The organism is Corallococcus terminator (assembly GCF_049194865.1).
Taxonomy (GTDB): domain Bacteria; phylum Myxococcota; class Myxococcia; order Myxococcales; family Myxococcaceae; genus Myxococcus; species Myxococcus terminator_A.
This window is the reverse complement of sequence record NZ_JBLZWL010000029.1, coordinates 147217-167688: the sequence shown is the minus strand read 5'-3', so window position 1 is coordinate 167688 and position 20472 is coordinate 147217. Positions and strand designations below refer to the sequence as shown.

General features: G+C 66.2%; 15 protein-coding genes. 10 read left to right on the top strand and 5 right to left on the bottom strand.

Annotated elements, in window-relative coordinates:
* The first annotated feature begins 75 nt into the window (after positions 1 to 75).
* From ACN469_RS11930 to ACN469_RS11920, 3 genes are all read left to right on the top strand, one after another.
* Positions 76 to 336, top strand: coding sequence for a hypothetical protein (locus ACN469_RS11930; RefSeq protein WP_498767303.1), 261 nt, complete (start codon positions 76 to 78; stop codon positions 334 to 336).
* Positions 337 to 523: 187 nt separating this feature from the next.
* On the top strand, positions 524 to 1216 hold the full coding sequence (locus ACN469_RS11925) for a DUF2490 domain-containing protein (RefSeq protein ID WP_498767234.1): 693 nt from the start codon (positions 524 to 526) through the stop codon (positions 1214 to 1216).
* A 385-nt stretch (positions 1217 to 1601) separates the two neighbouring features.
* Entirely contained in the window at positions 1602 to 2399 is a 798-nt protein-coding gene (locus tag ACN469_RS11920) for a M57 family metalloprotease (RefSeq protein ID WP_498767232.1), read from the top strand.
* Positions 2400 to 2512: 113 nt separating this feature from the next.
* Here ACN469_RS11920 and ACN469_RS11915 read toward each other — a convergent pair whose 3' ends face one another.
* Entirely contained in the window at positions 2513 to 3034 is a 522-nt protein-coding gene (locus tag ACN469_RS11915) for a hypothetical protein (protein WP_498767230.1), read from the bottom strand.
* A gap of 68 nt (positions 3035 to 3102) precedes the next feature.
* Here ACN469_RS11915 and ACN469_RS11910 point away from each other — a divergent pair, with 68 nt between their 5' ends.
* Positions 3103 to 3507, top strand: coding sequence for a MazG nucleotide pyrophosphohydrolase domain-containing protein (locus ACN469_RS11910; RefSeq protein ID WP_498767228.1), 405 nt, complete (start codon positions 3103 to 3105; stop codon positions 3505 to 3507).
* Between the two features lie 161 nt (positions 3508 to 3668).
* On the opposite strand, the gene ACN469_RS11905 is transcribed toward ACN469_RS11910, so the two are convergent.
* Positions 3669 to 4088: a hypothetical protein gene (locus ACN469_RS11905; protein ID WP_498767227.1), complete on the bottom strand. Its 420-nt coding sequence runs from the start codon at positions 4086 to 4088 to the stop codon at positions 3669 to 3671.
* 637 nt (positions 4089 to 4725) lie between these two features.
* Here ACN469_RS11905 and ACN469_RS11900 point away from each other — a divergent pair.
* The 4 genes from ACN469_RS11900 to ACN469_RS11885 all read left to right on the top strand — a co-directional run bounded on the left by ACN469_RS11900 (position 4726) and on the right by ACN469_RS11885 (position 14651).
* Entirely contained in the window at positions 4726 to 5979 is a 1254-nt protein-coding gene (locus tag ACN469_RS11900; RefSeq protein ID WP_498767225.1) for a Tat pathway signal protein, read from the top strand.
* A gap of 56 nt (positions 5980 to 6035) precedes the next feature.
* Positions 6036 to 8966, top strand: coding sequence for a hypothetical protein (locus ACN469_RS11895; RefSeq protein WP_498767223.1), 2931 nt, complete (start codon positions 6036 to 6038; stop codon positions 8964 to 8966).
* A 97-nt stretch (positions 8967 to 9063) separates the two neighbouring features.
* Positions 9064 to 12585, top strand: coding sequence for a hypothetical protein (locus ACN469_RS11890; RefSeq protein ID WP_498767221.1), 3522 nt, complete (start codon positions 9064 to 9066; stop codon positions 12583 to 12585).
* 209 nt (positions 12586 to 12794) lie between these two features.
* Positions 12795 to 14651: an SBBP repeat-containing protein gene (locus ACN469_RS11885; RefSeq protein ID WP_498767219.1), complete on the top strand. Its 1857-nt coding sequence runs from the start codon at positions 12795 to 12797 to the stop codon at positions 14649 to 14651.
* A 149-nt stretch (positions 14652 to 14800) separates the two neighbouring features.
* Here ACN469_RS11885 and ACN469_RS11880 read toward each other — a convergent pair whose 3' ends face one another.
* Genes ACN469_RS11880 through ACN469_RS11870 form a run of 3 tightly spaced genes read right to left on the bottom strand, consistent with a single transcriptional unit; the run spans position 14801 to position 17240 of the window.
* Positions 14801 to 16342 carry a hypothetical protein gene (locus tag ACN469_RS11880; RefSeq protein ID WP_498767217.1) on the bottom strand — a complete coding sequence of 514 codons (1542 nt, stop codon included), beginning with the start codon at positions 16340 to 16342 and terminating at the stop codon, positions 14801 to 14803.
* A gap of 57 nt (positions 16343 to 16399) precedes the next feature.
* A complete protein-coding gene (locus ACN469_RS11875; protein ID WP_498767215.1) occupies positions 16400 to 16735 on the bottom strand; it encodes a hypothetical protein in 336 nt (111 codons plus the stop codon).
* Between the two features lie 49 nt (positions 16736 to 16784).
* Positions 16785 to 17240, bottom strand: coding sequence for a hypothetical protein (locus ACN469_RS11870; protein WP_498767213.1), 456 nt, complete (start codon positions 17238 to 17240; stop codon positions 16785 to 16787).
* 341 nt (positions 17241 to 17581) lie between these two features.
* On the opposite strand from ACN469_RS11870, the gene ACN469_RS11865 reads away from it, so the two are divergent.
* Together ACN469_RS11865 and ACN469_RS11860 are read left to right on the top strand one after the other, a co-directional pair.
* Positions 17582 to 19423, top strand: coding sequence for a DUF1549 domain-containing protein (locus ACN469_RS11865; RefSeq protein WP_498767212.1), 1842 nt, complete (start codon positions 17582 to 17584; stop codon positions 19421 to 19423).
* Entirely contained in the window at positions 19423 to 20469 is a 1047-nt protein-coding gene (locus tag ACN469_RS11860) for a hypothetical protein (RefSeq protein WP_498767210.1), read from the top strand. Before ACN469_RS11865 ends, ACN469_RS11860 begins: the two co-directional genes overlap by 1 nt.
* The last annotated feature ends 3 nt before the right edge of the window (positions 20470 to 20472 follow it).

The window sequence follows — 20472 nt, the reverse complement described above, 5'->3', positions numbered from 1 at the left end:
CACGATTCGCCCCGCCCGGATGGATGTGATTCCCGCGTCCACGGGCGCCCCCATGAAAAGAATTACACGGCTCCCATCCTTCACTCGAGTGTCGTCCTGCCATCGGGTGCGCTCTTCGCGGTGGGCGGCTTCTCACGCGTGGGTGGCGGCCAGCCCGTCAGCACCATCCTGGCCAGCGCGGAGCTGTATGACCCGGCGACGGGCGCATGGAAGGAGACCGCGGGCATGCTCGTCCCGCGCGCGGACTTCACGCTGACGCCGCTCTACACGCAGGAAGTCCTCGCCGTGGGTTGCGGGCCAGAGGGTGAGCCCCCGGCGGAGCTGTACACCCCGTAGCTCCCTCACGGGATGCGACCCAGGGCGACGGGTCTTCGGCCCCGTCGCCCTGTGTCCTCGTCGACACGCCGTGCACGGTGGCCGCCTCGGGCAGCGCGGGCACGAACGCGCCATCGTCACGCAGGCCGCAGTCGTGCCCTCAGATGGGTTGAGGCCGGTTTCGAGTCGTGGTCTAGGCATCCGCACCATGCGCTCGGAGACACTGACTCTCATCATTGGCCTGTTGCTCGTCGTTCCCTTCCGCACCGTGGAGGCCCGGCCCACCGAGACCGAGGCCCAGCTCTGGTACACCGTGACGGCACAGGGCGGCATCGGAGCGAACTTCCTGTACTACTTGGAGGCGCAGCCGCGCTTCAGCAAGGACGACGGCCGCGTCATCCTTCGCTCGGCGGGGGGCGTGCGGTTGTCCCAGGACATGTCCCTGTGGCTGGGACAGGGCTGGATTCCGCTCTGGGTCTGGGATGGAGACCCGGCCCTGCGACAGGGCGAAAGCCGCCTCTACCAGCAGTACCTCTACACACCGAAGCTGGGGGACTTGCGCGGGACGCTCCGGGCTCGCTTCGAGCAGCGCTTCCTGACCGGGACGACGGAGGTCTCCCTCCGCGCGCGCGTCATGCTCCGCGGCGCGCACCCCGTGGCGGCCGAGGGACGCCTGTCACTGATTGTCTGGGACGAGGTCTTCTACCACCTCAACTCCGTGCAGGGCGGCCCCAGCGCGGGCTTCGACATGAACCGCGTGTTCGTGGGAGCGGGCTGGAAGCTCGGAGACCATTCCTCCGTGGAGGTCGGCTACCTCAACGTCTTCACCCGCCGGCCCTACGCGCAGACCGACCAGCTCATCCACACACTCTCCATCTCCACGCCCTTCAACTTCATGTAACAGTACGACAAGGGCACACCTCCAGCGGCCCTCCAGGCCCCAGAACATCGGCGCTCCGCGAACCCCACCTGGGGTTTCTTTGCCCCACGGGGCAGGTGCCCGATAACCAGACATCACTGTGTGGTTTCGAAACACTCCGAAATAGTTCCGAAATCACCAGGTTCCACGCGGACTTATTCCGGATGGCGTCAAGCCTCTTTACGGACGCACCCTGGATACCTGGAGCACGGATACTCCACGTTATACGTTATTTGCGGGTTTCTCACCCTGCAAGACTCACTGGCCCATCAATTGCTCAAGGGCCCGGGAGCGCGACAGCCCGCTGCTGGTGGACACCAGGCGGATGACGCGTCCCCCCGTAGTCTAAATGGACGAGGAATCTCCGATGCCCGTGTTCCAGAAGATGTTCAAGGGAGCTGCTGTCCTCGCGATGACCGGTAGCGCGCTGCTGACTGGCTGCGGCACCGACATGCCGGTTGAAGCGTCGCAGAACGAGCAGGAAATCATCGCCAACCTGGTCGAGGCCGGCTTCCCGGCGAACGACATCATGGTGGCGGACGGCAACGTGTACGTGGGCCGCGACGCCCATGTGACGCTCGAGGCGTCCCGCGAGATGCTGCAGCAGCCCGAGCAGGGCCCGGAGCAGTACCGCACGACCAACCTGGTCAGCTCCAGCATCACCCGCATCTGCATCGTCCCGACCTCCGGCTTCAACAGCTACGCCCGGCTGAGCCAGGGCCTGGACCTGGCCATCGCGAACTACAACGCGCTGGGCCTGTCCTTCACCATGGTGCGTGGCAACGCCGGCTCGTGCAGCGCGACCATCACCGCGCAGACCACGTCCGGTGCTGGCGGCTCCGCGGGCTTCCCCTCGGGCGGCCGTCCGTACGGCACCATCAACATCGGCACCAGCCTGAACACCTACAGCGTGGGCGTGAACGAGCACGTCATCACCCACGAGCTGGGCCACACGGTCGGCTTCCGTCACTCTGACTACTACAACCGCGCCATCAGCTGCGGCTCGGGCGGCAACGAGGGCGCCGCGGGCGTCGGCGCCATCCACATCGCTGGCACGCCGACCACGGCCTCCACCGGTGGCTCGCTCATGAACTCCTGCTTCCGTTCGACGGAGACGGGCAACTTCACCGCCTCCGACCGCACCGCGCTGACCACCCTGTACTAGTCCTGGCGCGCTCCCCACGGCTTCGTTCCTGACGCCGTGGAGTCGCTCTTCGTGCGAGCCTCCAGTCCGTGACTCACGTCCGGGCTGGAGGTTCGTGTGTTTGTGGAAGCCAATCAGCTCGACTCGGAGAGCTGGGACGTCGCAAGCCAGCGCTGGCCATCGAACTGGTAGAACCACGTGGCATTGCCCTCGCCCCAGTCGACCAGTCCCTGTCTCGCTCCCTCGGGTGCGTAGAGCTGAAGGCAGCTCAGCTCGCGCGGCAGCGACTGGACGTCCCGCACCTGCCCACCCCGCGTGAAGAGCACCCCCACGGAGACGGATTGGTTGCACGAATAGCCTTCGCCCGGGAAGGCGAAGTCCTGCTCTCCGTCCTGGTCGAAGTCACCCTGCACGCACGGCCATCCATCCTCGCGCAGGACCTCCAGGTCCACGCCCAGCGCTTCGAGCCGTGGCGCCGCATCGCCGACGGTGCCCACGCACAAGCACCGGGTGTTCGTCACCGTGTCACAGCCCGCGTCCACGAGCACAATCGCCACGCGCGATGCGGGCGCCTCGCCGCGCAACGGCGCCTCCGCGCAGCCCACGCCCACTGACAGCAGAGACGCCCAGATGCAGGTCCAATGTCGCTGAATCACGTGTCGATGCCTCCCGGGGAGGGGCTTGTGCAAGCCCTGTGCACACCCCCGTGCGGCCCTGGAGCCACATGCCTCAGGGCGCGGTCCAGGTGGAGACAGCGGCGGTTGACGTCCCTCCCGTCATGGCCGAGGACAGGGGGATGATTGAACTGCCCCCCGACGCCTCCATGAAGGACTACCAGCACTACATCCACGAGCTGGAGGCCCTGCATGGCTGGCTGAAGCTGGACCTGGTCCACAACTGCTTCCTCATGGGCGAGGAGGTGGGCGAGGTGTTCAAGGCGGTGCGACGCCACGAGAAGCTCTATGACGAGGGGCGCGGCACACCCACCGAGCAGGCCCGCGCCCACGTCGGCGAGGAGCTGGTGGATGTCTTCAACTACCTGCTGGCCATCGCCAACCGCGTCGGCGTGGACCTGGAGCAGGCCTTCCGTGAGAAGAACGCGCACAACCAGCAGCGCACCTGGAGCTGAGGCTCCAGCGGCGCTCCAGAGACATGCGGGCTTGCGCCCGATTTCAGCCGAAGACCCGGGAGCTGTAGTCGGTGTCGAGGTCCGCGGGCCAGCCGAGCGTCTGGATGCCGTGAGCCATCAGCTGGTGGTGCGGGGACAGGCTGTCATATTCGGAGCGCTCCCTATCCTTCCTGGGCCTTCAGCATGGCGTCGGAAGACACCGACTCGCGTTGCCCGCGCGCACCGCGCTTGAACAGCCAGGCGGCTCCGAGAAACAAGGCGACGAAGCCCGCGTTGAGCACCAGGATTTCGGCCGGAGGGCTCCACGGCAGCCCCCATCCGGTGAGCACCGCGAGCAGGGCAATCGCGGCTTGCGTGAAGGCCATCGCGACCAGCGTGCGAGCCATGCCGGCCGCGCGCAGGCGCACGATGAAGGCACCGGAGATGCCGACGAGCAGCACCCCGCCATAGAGGAGGTTGGTGCGGTCGCCGTCCGCGCCGATGATGCCGACGCCAAGGCTCAGCCAGACGAGGCTGAGCGAGGCGAAGAGAGCGAGGCAAAGGGCGGCACGGTACGAGGTATTGGGAGTCGCGGTTCGCATGAGAAGGTCTCCGGAGCAGGCAGACTCAAGGTGGCACCACCGCGCGAAGGTGGCGGGGCGGTCGGAGCCAGCGGTCGAAACCCGACGCCAGGCGGTCCCGGGACGAGCGCTACGTCCAGCAGGGAGGAAACGGGCAAGAACCACTTCCACTATCAGTACGGCGTGCCGCCCCTGACAGCCCGGAAGCTCGCGGCGCGATGAGGCCGCGTGGGGCACGTCCCGCGTTGCCTGGGAGAACGCAGCTGCGTCCCCTGCGAACGCAGGACCGGCCTCGGGACGCAGCGCCGATTCCGCTCCTGTCGAACCGCGCGGGGTCGGAAGAGACACGTCGGCGCGCACGCTGAGAGCCGCCACGAGGCGTGCCCCCCCTGTCGGGTGGTCACCTCCGGCTTCAGGTCGAGGCGTGCCGCTCCAAGGGCCCAGGGAACCCGGCGAATCCGCCCTGGGGAACCCACCCGACGGTCGCCCGCCTGCTCCTGATCGCCGTCCTCACGCGCGGGCGATACATCGCCGCGCCCCCGGCACGAAATGTGGATTGCACGACGGCGGCACGTGCGACGTCCTCCCACCCGTCCGTTCGAGGGTGCCGGAGTCACGCGTCCGCGCAGGGAACCTATTCAACTGGGATGAAGCCGGCATGCCGAATGTCTACACCGTGTGTTTCTGCGGAACCGCCTGCGCGCGAGACGAGGGCGAAGTCACCCGATACTGGGACTACAAGCTGCTCGGCGGCCTCTTCGCCAAGAGCGACCAGCGCCTCATCAGCGATAAAGACATCTTCGACAAGGGGACGGGCTACATCCCGGTCCGGCTTCACACGGAGATCTCCACCAACCTCCGAGATACGAAGAAGAGCATCACCATCCGGGGTGTCGGCGAGAACGACTGGTACGACCAGATGGACACCTGTGACCCGCTGGAAACCAGCCTGCCTGGCGCGCCGGAGGAGCTGCGCAAGTACGCCCGCGACTACTCGGAAGGCAACCAGCGGACCATGAGGGGCCAGATAGCGGGCTGGGCCGATGCCGCGCTCGCGCTGCATGCCGCCAGTTGTGCCGCCGCCAGCGGGGCGGACCAGTACAACTTCGTCGGGCACAGCCGCGGCGCGGTCGAGTCCATCATGGCCGCCTGGTTCCTGTATGCCTATGGGGGTGATGCCTATCGGAACATCCCCATCAACATCTTCGCCATCGACCCCGTTCCGGGCACCGGCGAGTGGTACAGCATCCAGACCCAGCTGCCTCCCAATGTCGTCAACTATGTCGGCGTCTATGCGTGGGATCACCTGGACGTGGGCTTCAGCGCGGTGATTCCCCGGCCCAACGCGAGGATGACCCAAGACCTCGCGCACCAGGCCATCGAGGACCGGGGACTGGGGACCACGTGGCAGACGCTCGCGAACAACCGCCAGCTGGCGGACCCCCTCATCAAATCCGACCTCCCCAAACCCGCCGGGTATCGGCTCTACGCGACCCGGGGACGCCACAGCACCGTCGCGGGAATCGCCACCACGGATGGCCTGTATGACCCGGACAAGTTCGACGACGACGTCGCGACAGTCCCCAGGCTCATCTACAAGATGGCCCGAGGCTATCTCACCCGATGGGGAACGACCTTCCACACGAAGAGCGGGGTCCAGGACACCGTCAGACAACTGAGAAAGAGAATCCATACAGCGCACTCTCACTTCGACGCCATGGCGGGCGGACAGACTCGAACGTCCCGCTATGTGACGCGGCAGTCCGTCCGGCGGGTCTCCTCCATCCACGGAGTTCTTGGCTGGAACAAATACTACTTCGAGGACGTGGTGGGCACGCCCCCCTACAGGCTGACCTATCCCTGCACCATCGAGCAGGCCGGTGGTGGATGGGTGGATTGGACATTCCTGTAACTCAGGTCGTGGCTTCCAAGGGGTAGGAACCAGCTCAGGCGAGGAGTGCGGAGAAGATGAGTCAGATCAACGCGGTGCGAAGCAAAATCGACCCACGCTATTTCAATCACCTGAGCGGGGCGAGCTATGTGCGAATCATGGATACGCCTCGCATCTGGGGGTTGGAATTTGGCCCCGGCATCAAGGAGCCGGCCCGAAAGCGCACGAAGGAGTTCGAAAGAGCCCTCGTCGAGGTCATCCAGAAGACGAAGTTCCGCTGCGACGTGGCCTCGCTCAACAGCCCGGACCCCGAGTGGGCCAAGGTGATTCTGGGAGCGATGGATGCCGCGCTGAGCGAGGACCTGGGGAGGACGAAGCGCACCCAGTTCCGGTTCCTGTTCGGGCAGACGCCCATGCTCCTCATGAACGGCACCGCTCCCCCGCTCATCGACTTCCAGGGCGCGCTGATCCGACTGGTGCGAGCGCGGACGCGGCACTGGAAGATGAAGCCGGAGATCTGGATGGGGCAGTTCTACCGGCTCCGGGAAGGTCTCCAATCAGGGCTCCTCGCCCGCCTCGCGGAGTCCCTGCCGAGCTGGATGGTGTCGGAGGGGGATGATGACTTCACGAAGATGACGTGGAATCACTCGAAGATCGTCGCCTCGGATGGCGCCGAGTCCCTGGTGGGGGGACACAACCTCAACATGGACCTGTTCACCAGCTATCCGCCGGTTCATGACGTGTCCGTCGTCATGCATGGCGAGGCGGCCCTGGGGTCGCAGCTGTACTTGAACCAGATGTGGGCGTGCGGGACGGATGTGTTCACGAAGGAGTACCTGGATGTCGATGCCGGCGTCTGGAAGAACGGGGATGACCACGTCGGCAAGCAGTGGGAGCTCAAGGACCCGCTGATCGAGGAGGATGCCCTCGCGCACCGGACCGAGCGCTTCGAGGCGTTCGCGAAGCTGCATGGAGGAACCGTGGAGGACTTCAGGTCCGCCCCCAGCGGCTTCAGCAAGAAGCTCTTGCCGGACATCGACGAGGAGCTGGACGAGGACCTGCTCGATGACGACATCCGGAGGGATGACCTCCAGACGCTCGCCGACCTGGAGCTGCCGGTGTTCAAGGAGAAGAAGTACACCTCCTACGCCAGCCTCGGTGAGTACAAGAAGGCGACCCGCGTCCTGTCGCTCGGGAAGTACTGGAAGGGCTCGAGTCTGGAGACTGACTACGAGAAGGCCTCCGAGCTGATGAAGGAGGAGCTCATCAAGGGCGCGAAGAGCATCCTGCGGTTGTCTCAGATGGACCTGGTGAGCGCCTGGAAGAAGAAGTGGTCGTCCCACGTCGTCTGCCACTGGATCATGGAGGCCCTGCTCGCGAACGAGAAGCTGGTCGTCCAGGTCGTGGTTTCACCCCTGGACGCCGGCGCGGGCGCCGAGGGAGACCAGTACTCGTTTGGCTCGGGTGCGTGTCGCACGTTCGAGTTGTTCCAGTACTACATGACCCATGCCGTTGACACCGACACCCTCCTGCCAGACGCGAAAGTGCGGGAGCGTGCGTTGGATCGGCTGCACATCGCGCCCCTCTATTACACGCACCGGGTCCCCGAGAAGAGCACCACCGAAGGTGTGACCTATTACTGGCCCGAGCTCTCGGACGCGGGCAAGACCGCGACCCTGAAGCAGCCCTCGCTGGCCCTCGCGCCACCGGACAAGGGCGTCATCGGGAGCGCCCAGGAGTCGGTCAAGAAGGCCAGCGGCGCCTTCTATGACAAGGTCCCTTCCGCGCCGGGCAATCACGCGAAGATCATGATTGTCGACGACGAGTCGTATGTCGTCGGGTCCGACAATCTCTATCCAGGCTTCCTCTCCGAGTTCAACTACCTGGTGGAGGGCGAGTCCGCCGTGAAGGACATGCTCGAGACGTATTGGACGCCGCTGTGGAACAACTCGGGGCATCACTGTGTCAATCCCAAGTGCAAGGACGGCTGCACGACCCGTCCCGCGAAGTTCAAGCCCAAGCTGTCCCCATTTCTGGGGTCTGGAATGGGCTTCAATCCGTTGCTGATGGGCGTCAGCGGCAGCAACCCCTTCCTCCTGGCGGGCCTGATGTCGACACCGTTCCTCGGCAAGTCAGGGATCCAGTCGTCGTTCTCCAAGAACGCCGGAAAGTCTCTCCTGGGCGGCTCCAGCGACGGGTCTGGCATTGGCATGTTTCCGCCGCTCTTGAGCCACGACAACAGGGGCAAGGTCAAACGGGTCAACGTGTCCCGGGCCGAGAACCTGGACGCCATCCTCCAGCAGGACGAAGAGGTTGCGATGGTGGGAATGGTGGAGCGGCAGCTCGCCAAGGAGTCGTCGCCGTTGAGCTCGGAGCCCTCCTCTCCGAAGGGGAAGAAGAAGCAGGAGTCGGACGTCCATTCGAACGGCGACAAAATCGAGGGGGACCACTACTACACCGACCGGCAGATCCTCCGGCTCATGGAGCACTACCTCAAGGAAATGCCGAATGTGGTCGTGCGCCCCGGGCTCGGCGCCTACCAGCTCAGTCGCCTGGGCCCCGACGCGTTTGACGATGCCCTCCGAGGCATGGCCGAGGATCGCGAACCCCGCATCATCGTCCAGCCCTACAACGTCAACGGCAACCACTGGGGCTTGCTCTACATCAAGGCGTCCCCTTCACCCTTCGGCGGCAGGCAGGCCCGCGTGCTCTACATCGACCCGCTCAACCCAAGCAGCGTGCCGAACCTCGGTCCCCTGCGACGCGCGTTCCCGGACCTTGAAGTCGAGCGGTGCGACATCCCCTATCAGAATGACAACTACGGGGGCGGGTTTGGTGGACAGCACAGCTGCGGCCCTTGGATTGTCTATCTGTCGTGGTGCCTCGTGCGTTCCGGGAACGCCTTGCCCCTCCCACCCCCGAACCCCCGCACGGCCGCTGTCGGGCTCCGCGCGGAGCACCAGAAGGTCCTGGATGGACTGAACCGGGGCGGCAGCGACTTCCTCTGAGTCGGACGGGAGATGTCGCCGAAGCCCATGAGACCCGGGCATGGGTCATTCCATGCCCGGTTGACGCCGTGTCCAATGTCTCTGCTACACGGCGTGTATGCCCCTGGACCCAAGACATCTCGCGGGAAGGCTGTCAGTCGCCTTCCTGCTCCCGCTGATACTGAGTATCGCCTGTGACACGGCGCCCGCGGCGCCGGAGACCTCGGCTCCCGACGTGGTCGGCACGCAGCAGGCGCCACTGGACCCACCCACCTGGTTCACCGACGTGGCCATGGTGGGCACCAGCGCGTGCTCCACCGGTCTCAACAACTACGGCGTCATCGACAACTGTTACAACGTGGAGAACCCACAGCGGCCCAGCATCTTCCGGGAGCTGTCCCCCGCGTGGCGGCCCTATCGCTCCACGTATTCGGCGCCGCTGACGCTGCGCCCCGCCGCGCTCTCCGGGGTGATGCAGCCCTTTCCCCCGAATGAGTACGACAACGGGTGGTCCACGCCCCGGATGCCGGAGAGCAGCGACGCGGCGAATGCCATCCAGGTGCTGCCCTTCAACCGAGGCACCAATGACGGCCGCCTCTTCGTGCGCGGCGGCTGCCGTGGCTGCGCGGAGGGCTCCCTCCTGTACACGTTCCGTCCGGAGACGCTGGGCCAGGACTTCCGCTACGACTTCGCCAGCAAGGGCGTCCGGTACGTGCAACCTCCGAACACGGTGGGCCTGCACCCGTTCACCTATTTCAACCCCATGGCCACCGGACTCACTGCGAAGAACAACGGCGACTTCCCCGACGCGCTCCACAGCACCACCTGTGAGAACTCGATGTCCGCCCAGCTCCAGGGCAGCCACGGGCGCAACCCCGTGGCGTGTACGGCCCGCTACGAGGTGAGCTCCACGCCCGTCCCTGGCGACTGCTACGAGATGTCGCTCGTCTACGGAATGGTCGCGTCCGACGGCAAGCGCTGGGAGCTTCGCTCGGTGGACCTGACGGTCTTCGTGCGCACGCCGAAGTCCACGGATGCGGGGAAGCCTGTCGACGGAGCGGGCACCGGGGGCTGGGGCCTCTGGGTCTACCCTCGCAACCCGGAGGGCGAGGTGAAGTCCCTGCCCACCTGGAACCTGCCGCCGTACCGCCCCTTCAACATCCATGACTCGCCCTGGGGCGACATGAGCGCGGGCTCCACGTACAGCATTCCCGGAACGCCCGACACCATCGACTGGCGCCGCCTGTTCACCACCAACCCGGGCTTCCAGTGCTACGTCCCGGTGCCGGTGTGGCCGCTCCCCACGCCCGTCTACGTGCGCAACATGTCCCCCTCCGCGCCCAAGTGGTGCCAGTTCTTCGACAGGCAGAGCTACCGCTCCTCGTTCCAGGTCGAGGACGACGAGGACGCCGTCATCGGCAACGGCGGGACGTGGAATGGAGTGACGGGCTGGGGCACGAACGAGCGGCCCTATGCGTTGTTCGAGCCCGCGACGAGCGGCGACGGACGGCTGTTCGTCGTCAACATGAATGGCCTGTACTACGCGGCCTCCGACGACGTGTGTCGCGCCTCCAGCTGGGGGCACTTCAAGCCCATCAGCATGATGCCGATGGACCCGCTGGTGAACAGCCGCTACGAGCTGGCGAAGTCCCAGGTGGTCAACGGCCGGCCGCAGCCCTTCCGAGACACGCTGGGCAATGCCATGCCCTTCGGCGTGCGAAACCAGTGGGCCTACCCATGGCTGGACCGCGAGGGAAAGAACCTGTTCTTCGCCGCGAAGAACAATCCCCACGACGGCTACTACGCGCGGCAGGTGCTGCGCGAGGACCGCTTCAGCCCCTTCTCCCAGACGGATGTCACCTGGGGCCCGCCGTCGGATGCGACCCGAGCGACGTTCAACCCGGACCGGGCGCCCGCGCAGGCCGTCAGCGTGCTCGGCGCGTGGACGCGCGGCAAGGCGGTCATTCTCGACAACGGGCTGAGCATCACCGACCTGGCGGGCAACACCGAGGACCACTACCAGCGCACCTATGACCTGCGCCTGTACGCGGGCGCCGACGTGCCGCTGACGCCCCGGGGCAGCTCCCAGATTTTCTCCTTCGAGAACCAGCTCAACCACTTCGACGGGATGCGCCCCACCCTGCCCTTCGACGTGGTGTGGAACGTCCAGTCCAACACGCAGCGCAACAGCGAGGTGGCCTTCGACGACTACCTCAACAAGCGCGCCTTCGTCGTCGCGCACATGAACGCGGCCATGCGCATGGACGTGTCGCCGCACGGCCCCATGCGCGCGGAGACCTTCCCCCAGGATGGCTTCGTGCCCTTCAAGGACGCCTGGGCCTACGTGCGCGGAGGACAGCTCGCCGACTTCCGCTTCAAGCGCAACCCTCTGGCGCAGAACGCCGCCACGGGCAGCCCGCTGCTCGGCACGGATGGACCACAGGCCCCCTCCTCCGTTCGGCTGCGCGGTGGCGCGCGCATCGAGCCCGTGGCCCTGGGCGGCGTCAGTGGCAAGGGCGTGTGGCTGGATGGCCAGAATGACTTGATGGACATGGGCTATCCGGTCAACGGTGCCCAGCGCGACTGGCTGTTCGGCATCTGGCTCGACTCACGTCAGGACAACGTGCTCAAGCCCGGCGTGACGCTCGCGCGGAGCCTGCCGCGCACCATCTTCTACTTCTCCGACAGCTCCTGGGTCGCGCTCGTCCAGGTGAAGGACAACACCGGCAATGTGTGGCACGAGCTCTCCGTGTACAACGGCGCGACGGGGTCGTCGTACACCGTCAACCTGGGCTCGCTGGTGCAGGCCGGGCGCTACTTCCACTTCGGCATGAAGATTCACACCGTCGGGGGGCAGCGGACCCTGGCGTTCTACATCAATGGGACGTGGCACTCGACGCTGACCGTTGCGCCGTGGGACGTGGGCTTCGACCCCATGTTCAACTCGATGAATGGCTGGACGTGGATGACGGTGAGCGACCCGGGGCCAGCCTTCGTGCCAGGACAGACGCGGCTGCCCTTCTACGGCTGGGTGGATGAGCTGCGCATCTACGCCCTCGCGCCTGGCGACGCGCAGCGGCCCTGGACCGAGGAGCTCCTCTGCAATCAGGCGCTCGGCACGACGGTGGACCTGTCGTGGCGGGAGCCCGAACCGTGGACTCCGGCGCTGGAGAAGCTGCGCTTGCGCGCGCAGCAGTACCCCGGGCTGCGACGCTCCCTCTGCGAGCAGATGCGGTTGGGCACCTACTCGGAGCCGCTCGACTACCCGGCCCAGTACGGAGAGCACATCTGCATCGACCGGGTGCACAAGAATCCGAATCCCAACCCGGCCCTCGCCGCGCGGTGCATGCGCGCCGGGATGCTGGCCATGCCCGCGCTCCATTCAACGCTGCCTCGCCCGGACACGAGCGGCAACGCCTTCTGCCTCTCGTGCCACACGGGGACGGCCACCCTCCCGGGGCTGCGACTGGGCGCGCTGACGACGGGGACGGGGCCCCGGTTCCAGGACCCACGGCGCCAGCCCATGAATGTCCCGGCGGTGATGGGCGGCACCGTCCCGTTCTGGCTGACCACGGGCATCAACCAGCCGGATGGAACTCGCACCCTGGACCAGTACTTCGACCACTTCCCGGCGCCCTGACGTCGGTGAAGACAGACGCCCACGCCCTGACTCCGCGTCAGGGCGTGGGCCCGGCCTGCGCCGAAGCGCGGCTCGACTCGTCCCAGGCCTTGGCGAGTTCGCCCCACGGGTCGGCGGGTTCGTCACATCGCGTCAGTGTCACGGAATGGGAATCGTACGGTTCGGGCACATCGTGTGTCTTTTCGCACGACGTCCAAGGAGTGACGACCGTGAGTCCTTTCAACACCCTTCGAAACACAGTCCTGACGAGCACGCTGCTTCTCTCATCCCTCTCCGGCTGCCAGGACCCGGACCTCCCCGACGTCGACCTGCGAGAGGAGACAGGGTCCACCACCCAGGCACTCGTCTGCGGCACCATCGTCCCGGTCATGACGGGGCCCACGACGCCGGGAGGGAGTGTCATCCGCTCGGGCGCCTACGGTGCCAATTACGAGGCCTGGATGGCCTTCGACAACGCCAGCAGCCTGTGGGTCTCCGAGGTGATGCAGACGCCGGCGTGGATCGGCTACCACCCCGTCACCACCACCACGCTCCACCGCTATGCCCTCGTGTTCCACAACGGGCCCAGCCTGACCTCGCGCGCACCGAAGGATTGGACGTTCCAGGGCTGGAATGGCACGTCGTGGGTGGTGCTCGACACGCGCAACAACCAGACGAGTTGGGCTGGCCACGAGCGCCGTGAGTTCACGTTGGCCTCGCCCGCGACGTACATGCGCTACCGGTTGCACGTGACGGACGACAACGATGCATCGCCGGGAGTCCACGTCGTCTCGCTCCGGAAGCTGGAGTTGATCTCCTGCGTCAACGATGGGGTCGCGAACCCCGTCTCCGCTTCGTGGACGCGGACCTTCGGGGCCACGGGGGCCTCCACTCACGTGATGGACCTGGCGGGAGACTCGACGGGGAACACCTACGTCACGGGCTACACGGGAGGAGCCCTCAATGGCACGCCGATGGTGGGCGCACTGGACGCGTTCCTCCAGGCACGCGATGCAGGCGGCAACCTTCTCTGGTCCAAGCCCATTGGCGCTCCGGGGAGCGCGGCCCTCGGCTACGGCATCGCGACGGGCCAGGTCGGAGACGACGTCTTCGTGGCGGGCTACACCGCGGGCTCGGTGGACGGCACGCCCCAGGTCGGATCGATGGATGCGCTCGTGACGAAGTACCGGAAGACGGGCGTGCTCCAGTGGACGCGACAGGTGGGCGGCGCGGGGTTCTCCACGGAGGGCTATGACGTCGCGGTCGACGCTTCCGACAACGTGTTCCTCGTGGGGCTCGCCAAGGGGGGCCTGGACGGGAACGCGCTCATCGGCACCCAGGACATGTTCGTGACGAAGTTCGACGCCGCGGGCAACAAGGTGTGGACCCGGCAGACCGGCGCCACGGGCAAGAGCACCCTCGGGCGGCGCGCGGCGACCGATGCGGCCGGCAGTGTCTTTGTTTCCGGTTGGACCTCGGGCGGACTGGACGGCAATGCCTTGATGGGCGCGCAGGACTTCTTCGTCGTGAAGTACGACGCCGCCGGCAACAAGCTGTGGACCCGGCAGCTCGGGTCCGGAGGCAACTCGGTGTGGCTGTATGGCTCGGCGACGGATGCGGCGGGGAATGTCTATCTGACCGGACAGAGCAACGGCGGCCTGGATGGGAACCCCAACACCACCACCTCTGGAGATGTCTACCTGAGCAAGTATGACACCTCCGGGGCGCGACAGTGGACCCGGGAGTTCAGCGCGACGAATGGCGCCTGGGCCTCCGGACTCTTCATCGACGCGACGGGGGTGTACGTGAGCGGCGGAGGCCGGGGCGACGTGGGCAACCCCGCCAACACCATGCACAGCGTGGCGCACAACTACGTCGCGAAGTTCGACACGGCGGGCACCCGGCAGTGGGTCCTCCAGCAGAGCCCGGCGATGTTGGCGGGAGCTCCTTCTCCCGTCTACAGCAACGGAGTGAGCCGAGGCAGCGGTGGAGTCCTCTACCTGGGCGGGTACACGGGCGGGAACTTCGATGGCAACGTGCTCTTCGGAGACACCGACTCGTTCGTGACGAAGCTGCCAGCACCCTGATGAGGACTGAGTGACCGCGCGGCGCACCTGGCGCCGCGCGCCTCGTCCAGGGTAGCCCCTTCAGCCACCCGCTTCGCGCTCTCCACGCATGCCCCTGCCCTCATCGAGCGCATGAATGTCGCCAACTCGAGGAAGTGCCACTGAAGACCTCACTGGCAGGACACCTTCGTGCCGCTCATCGCGTTCGCGACAGCGACCGTGTCGCGCGCGGTGAGCGTGTGGTCCCGGATCCAGTCGACCGGCTTGGGGATGCAGACCCGCGAGACACAGTTTTCGTGCCGCTCGCAGCTATCCGGCTTGTCGCAGGCGCTGTCCGTGCAGCAGGACTCGCCCGTGGGTGGGAGCGGGCAGACCTCTCGGGTGAGCGCTCCCTGCGTCGAACTCACATCCGTTGGGACTGGCGCCGGACAAGCAACATCGCCTCCGGCGTCGGTCCCCACGAAGAAGGACTCCGTACCCGAGGCGGTCAATCGCGCGCGAAGCCCCGCGAAGAGAAACCCACCCTCGGAGCGAGGCGTGATGGCGCTCCCTCGAAGCCCGCCGTAGGTCTTCTGCCAGGTGCCAGAGTGATTCGTACCGAGGTTGCCTTCACCGTCCAGTTGGACGAGCCACAGGGCCGAGTTCGATGAGGTACCGACGGGCGCGTAGGTGCCCGCGACCACGAAGCCCGAGGTCGTCTTCTGAATCCTGTACGGGTTGCCGTAGCTCGCGCCATCGAACTTCCGGACCCACACGAAATCGCCCGAGTCCTGGGCGGCTTTGACGGTCCATACGTCGCAGTCGCTTCCCGAGGTATTGCAGGTGGACCCGGCCAGCACGAGGTGACCATCGGAGTCCTGCACCAGTGAGTCCAGTTGGTCGTGCGTGGTATACCCATAATGGTTCATCCACTGGGGCACCCCGTCACGACCCAGCTTCACCGCCCAGAAGTTCCTGTCCGAGCCTCCCGCGACAGCAAAGCCTCCATCGGCCGTCTGCACGATGCTCGAAGCACTCGTGTTCCTGCGGCCCGCGTCGTTGTAGTAGCGCGACCAGACCAGGGCCTTGGATTGGACGACTTCGCCCGAGTTTCCAGCCACCTCGAGGAAGAACGCCGCGACCGCGACGTCATAAGACGCCCCGGATCGAGCGAAGGAACTCGTTTCACCCACCACCACGAGGCTGCCATCCCCCGTCTCGATGACGGCCCTGGACTGCTCATGTCCACCGGTCTCCAGCTCTTGGTTGACGCCGCCATAGGCCTTTTGCCAGACAACGTCGCCAACGGATGAGAGCCGAACGAGCCACACGTCATGCGAGCCGTTCAACGACCCCTGCCGCATCGACCCCGTGAAAACGATGTCACCGTTGGACGCGACCAGGAGCCCCGTGAGCGAGTCCTCCGCCGACGTGCCATACCGCCACTCCCAGACGCGGCCTCCTCCGGCATCGAACTTGATGACCCATGCCTCGGTTCCGCCCCCGATTGTGTACGTGGTGCCACCCGTCACATAGCCTCCGTCCGGAGTGCTCGCGATCGCCACCGGCTTGTTCTGCGGGATGCCATAGGCGAATGAGAAGGTGCCCGGCACGGTCTGGATGTCGAGCGTGGCCGCAGTACGGGCGGCGGGCTCCAGCTCCAGACTGCTCCCGCAGCTCCAAGAGGAGAGCGTCGCGAGCGCGAGACAGCAATGGACGGCGTGGATTCTCATGGGGTCCTCTCGTGAAGATGTGGTCAGGGGACGAGCTTCTTGCCACCCCTCTCTACTTCAAATGAAGTGGCCGACCAGGGAATGGAAGTTCACCACGAAGTAGATCAGGGGAACGATGTTCCCCAAAACCAGGGTCGGAACCAACCAGGCCGCGGTAACGAGGACCGACCCTTCGTTGAGATAGACGAAGAAGTTGAACAGGAAGAGCCCCAGGTAGAGGTCCATCGTGACCTGACGGCCCCATCTCAACGCGAGAACCTGCTTCAGGGACTTCCAGAACGACTCCGTCCGACTCGCATGAACGGTGTACCCGACAAACAGAGTCAGCAGAGCGAGCGCGAGCCAACGAATACTCTCCATCGGGATTTTGTACTTCAGAATCCCACGGGTCACCAGACGTCGCGGTCCCGCCCCATCGGCCTCGCGGTCGACCCGCGGCGCCTCAATAGTCGAAGCGCGAGGTGATGATACCGTCGAGCCGGTAGAAGGAGTTGTCCACGTCGATGCTGTAGGTCTGCCCGACCGGGTGGCGGAGCCCCTTGGCGTAGCCCTGGCACGCGGAGCACACGAGCACGCCATCGAGCGTCACGTCCCAGAGGCCCTCCAGGTAGTCGTCCGTCGGTGAGCCCTGCAGGGTGACCAGCTCGAGCTCCAGGACGATGGCGGTGCCGTTGGTGTTCACCTCAATCCTCGCGTTCGCGAACGCGGGCCCCGAGCCCTCCTGCCAGCTCACCACCGAGGAATTGAGGACAGGAGCGAAGAGGACGCCCCGAATGAGGGCCTCACTGCCCTTCTTCGACCAGATGCTGTGCACGGGCTGCCCCGTCGCGAACACCAGCCCCGGAACAGTGACGACCGCGAGAAAGAGGGCAACGACAGCCGGGCGAAGCTTGCGCATGGACGCACCTCGAACCGCGATGACAGGATTTGACAGCGAAGGACGCAGCCAGTGTTCGCCCAACGCCCTCTCATGTCAAACACGCTCGCCAACATCATGCCTGTCAAAAACATCCCCTCTCGCTGAAGCAGCGCGCCGGGGCCTCGGTGCCCTCACCCTCAAGCCCATGGCGCGGTGCGTGAAGGTGTGGAGGGGAGTCCACCCCACAGTGGCCTCGAGTCACCGCCACCCGTGGCAAGAAAGACAGTCGGATGTGGAGGGGAGTCCACCCCTCATTCTCGCGGAATGGCAGACATTTCCCCTCGTGCCTTGTTGTGTCACTCGATGCTATTGTCGCATGTATGCACTGGCACCTGCACCTGAAGAGCGCGGCCCTCGCGGCGGTGCTGTCCGCGATGTCCGGGCTCGTCGTGCCCGACGCGCACGCGCAGCAATGTGAACCCGAGCCGACGTCACCGGCCGAGCCTCCCCAGGACCAGATGAGCGACACGCGCCTGTTGCGGCGCATCGTGCTCGGACTCACGGGGACGACTCCCACCGTGGAGCAGTACGAGGCCATGGCGAACGCGGCCTCGCCCGAGGCGCGGACCTCGCTCCTTCGCTCCACGCTCGATGAGCTGCTCGCCTCTCCGAAGTTCTACGAGCGGATGCTCCGCTTCGGACACGAGTGGATCGCCGTGGGCGCCTACACCACGGGCGCCAATGGCGACGCGTACCAGGGCGACATGTCCGGACACCTGCATCGGTGCGCCGATAACACCCCGCACCCGGGCGCGTTCTACGCGGTGAACGAGTTCATCTCGGGGCAGGACCCGGGCCAGCAGTGCTCGGACAAGGATGGGAGCGGAAATCCCGCCGTGCCGGTGGTGCATACCGTGGAGCCCTGGTGGGCTCCAGGCACCACCGTCCAGGTGCTGGGCAAGGCGGGCTCCGACACCAAGGAGGTCGTCGATACCACCACGGGGAAGATCTGGGACTGCGGCGTCGCGGGCGGCGGCTACTACGACCCCGGGCTGCCTCGGGGCTGCGGGTGTGGCCCGAATCTGATGTGGTGCTCGCCGCTCGCCGGCCTGGGCGCCACGGGCACCTCGAGCCTCAACGGTCAGCGCCGCCACCCCTACGAGGAGCCCGCGCGCCTGTTCGCGCACCTGGCGTGGCATGACCGGCCCCTCTCGGACCTCGTCGTCGGCAACTACTCGGTGGGAACCAACTGGCTGCGAGCGCTGTACATCCGCTTCGGCCGGCAGATGGGCAGCAACGCGGTGGACAAGAACACCACGTGGTGGCGCCCTGACGTAGGCAACGCTCCACGCGACCCGCTGCACCCGACGCCGAACGACCCGCAGGCGTGGCGCGAGTTCGTGGTGGAGGAGCTGGAGCCCTACCACCTCTCGCTCACCCCCGACAAAACGCGCTCCGGCGGCATGGAGCGCACCTACCGCTTCGACCCGCGCACGACGAAGGACGCGCCCCTGGGCCTGCCCGCCGCCGGGGTGCTCACCATGATGGGGTCCATGTCCTCGTTTCCGCGCGAGCGCGTCCGGGCCGCGCGCTTCCTGGAGATCTTCGCGTGCCAGAACTTCGCGCCGCCTCCCGCGGACGTGCACTTCCCGCCGCTGGAGATAGACCCGGCGACGGGGGGGACGTGCCTGCACTGCCACAAGACGCTGGACCCCGCGGCCATCGCCTTCAAGCGCTGGGACTTCACTCCGTTCTCCAGCTACTACGTCCCCTGGCCCTTCATCGGAGGCATGGGCAACCAGCGCGTCACCGCGGAGTGGCTGTCCGGACAGTATCCGCACACCGGCAATGCGCCGGGCCTGCGCTGGAAGAACGCCTTCGTGCCCAACACGGTGCTGACCCCTGTCACTCCGGAGCAGCTCAAGGCGAATCCGGAGGCGGTGCTGCTCGACACGATGCCGGAGTCGTACACGCTGCTGGGCGAGCATGGCGATGGCACCATGGGCCCGCTGGGCTTCGGCAAGCTGCTGGTCCGCTCCGGTGAGTTCGACCGCTGCGCCGCGCGCAAGCTCTACGCGATGTTCATCGGCCGGGAGCTGAATCCGGCCACGGAGAAGGGCTTCATCGACAAGCTGGCGAGGGAGTTCGTCGCGGGGGAGCGCAAGCTGCGGCCCTTCATCCGCCATCTCTTCGAACAGTCCGAGCTGCGGAGGGGCCTGTGATGCGCACGCCGCGTTCGTTCCTGGGAGCCGTCGCGCTCGTCCTGCTCGCGCTCAACCTGGGGGCCTGTTTCGGGGACAGCTCCTACCAGCAGGGGGGCGATGACAAGCCGGACGGGGGTGACACCTGCGCCGCGTCGAGCGACAACGACGCGGTCCGCCTCGCACTCGCGCCCGCCTGTGAGGGCTGCCACGTCAACGGCAACAAGCCCTTCTTCGCCTCGCTCGCCGCGTTCGAGAGCGGGCTCGTCTACAACGAGCGGTTCGTGAAGCGCGGGGACCCGGAGGGCAGCGTCCTGGTCCAGATGCTCAAGGGCACCGCTCCTGGCAGCTACGCCCAGATGCCACCGGGCCAGCCCTACGAGCAGCTCATCGCCAACGGCCGCGTCACGATGACCATCGCGCAGGTGGAGGCGTGGATTCGCGACCTGAAGGTGCCTCCCGTGCAGTTGGAGACGCCGTCACCCGCGGAGTTCCGCGTCCGCCGGCTGTCCGCCGAGGAGATGGTGGTGAGCTTGATGGACCAGCTCGGGCTGACGCTCGAGGACTTCGTCAGCACGGGCAACCCCGACTGGCGCAACCGGGCGTACGTGGTGAACTGGAACAAGTTCTTCGTGTGGCCCGGTGACTGGTCTCCCGGCATCTCGGGCGAGTACGTCTCCGACCCGCGCACCGTCGAGCGCTTTGAAGCGCTCGGGGGCGGCAACTCCCTAGAGTACCGCAAGAAGGACGCGAGCTTCGGCCCCTCCGCCGGACAGGCGCTGGTCCAGATGTCCCAGGCATGGTGCGCGCGCGCGGTGGACAAGCAGAACAACAAGGCGGTGCTGCGCTTCGTGACGCTCGCGGACACCTCCACCAAGAACCCAGACGCGGTGCAGAAGAACCTGCGCAATCTCTACCTGCGCATGCTGGGACAGCCGCCCGCGGACGCGGAGCTGAAGGCGCTGTACGAGCAGGTCTACCTCCCGCTCGAAGCGCAGAGCCCGCGCGTGGCCTGGGTTGGCACCTGCGCGGCGCTCATCCGTCACCCGCTGTGGATCACCTACTGAGCC

What these genes read in the sequence shown, in the direction of transcription:
- ACN469_RS11925 (WP_498767234.1), top strand. Translation starts at nt 524, where the DNA reads ATGCGCTCGGAGACACTGACTCTCATCATTGGCCTGTTGCTCGTCGTT.
- ACN469_RS11920 (WP_498767232.1), top strand. Translation starts at nt 1,602, where the DNA reads ATGCCCGTGTTCCAGAAGATGTTCAAGGGAGCTGCTGTCCTCGCGATG.
- ACN469_RS11910 (WP_498767228.1), top strand. Translation starts at nt 3,103, where the DNA reads ATGCCTCAGGGCGCGGTCCAGGTGGAGACAGCGGCGGTTGACGTCCCT.
- ACN469_RS11905 (WP_498767227.1), bottom strand. Translation starts at nt 4,088, where the DNA reads ATGCGAACCGCGACTCCCAATACCTCGTACCGTGCCGCCCTTTGCCTC.
- ACN469_RS11900 (WP_498767225.1), top strand. Translation starts at nt 4,726, where the DNA reads ATGCCGAATGTCTACACCGTGTGTTTCTGCGGAACCGCCTGCGCGCGA.
- ACN469_RS11895 (WP_498767223.1), top strand. Translation starts at nt 6,036, where the DNA reads ATGAGTCAGATCAACGCGGTGCGAAGCAAAATCGACCCACGCTATTTC.
- ACN469_RS11890 (WP_498767221.1), top strand. Translation starts at nt 9,064, where the DNA reads ATGCCCCTGGACCCAAGACATCTCGCGGGAAGGCTGTCAGTCGCCTTC.
- ACN469_RS11880 (WP_498767217.1), bottom strand. Translation starts at nt 16,342, where the DNA reads ATGAGAATCCACGCCGTCCATTGCTGTCTCGCGCTCGCGACGCTCTCC.
- ACN469_RS11870 (WP_498767213.1), bottom strand. Translation starts at nt 17,240, where the DNA reads ATGCGCAAGCTTCGCCCGGCTGTCGTTGCCCTCTTTCTCGCGGTCGTC.
- ACN469_RS11865 (WP_498767212.1), top strand. Translation starts at nt 17,582, where the DNA reads ATGCACTGGCACCTGCACCTGAAGAGCGCGGCCCTCGCGGCGGTGCTG.
- ACN469_RS11860 (WP_498767210.1), top strand. Translation starts at nt 19,423, where the DNA reads ATGCGCACGCCGCGTTCGTTCCTGGGAGCCGTCGCGCTCGTCCTGCTC.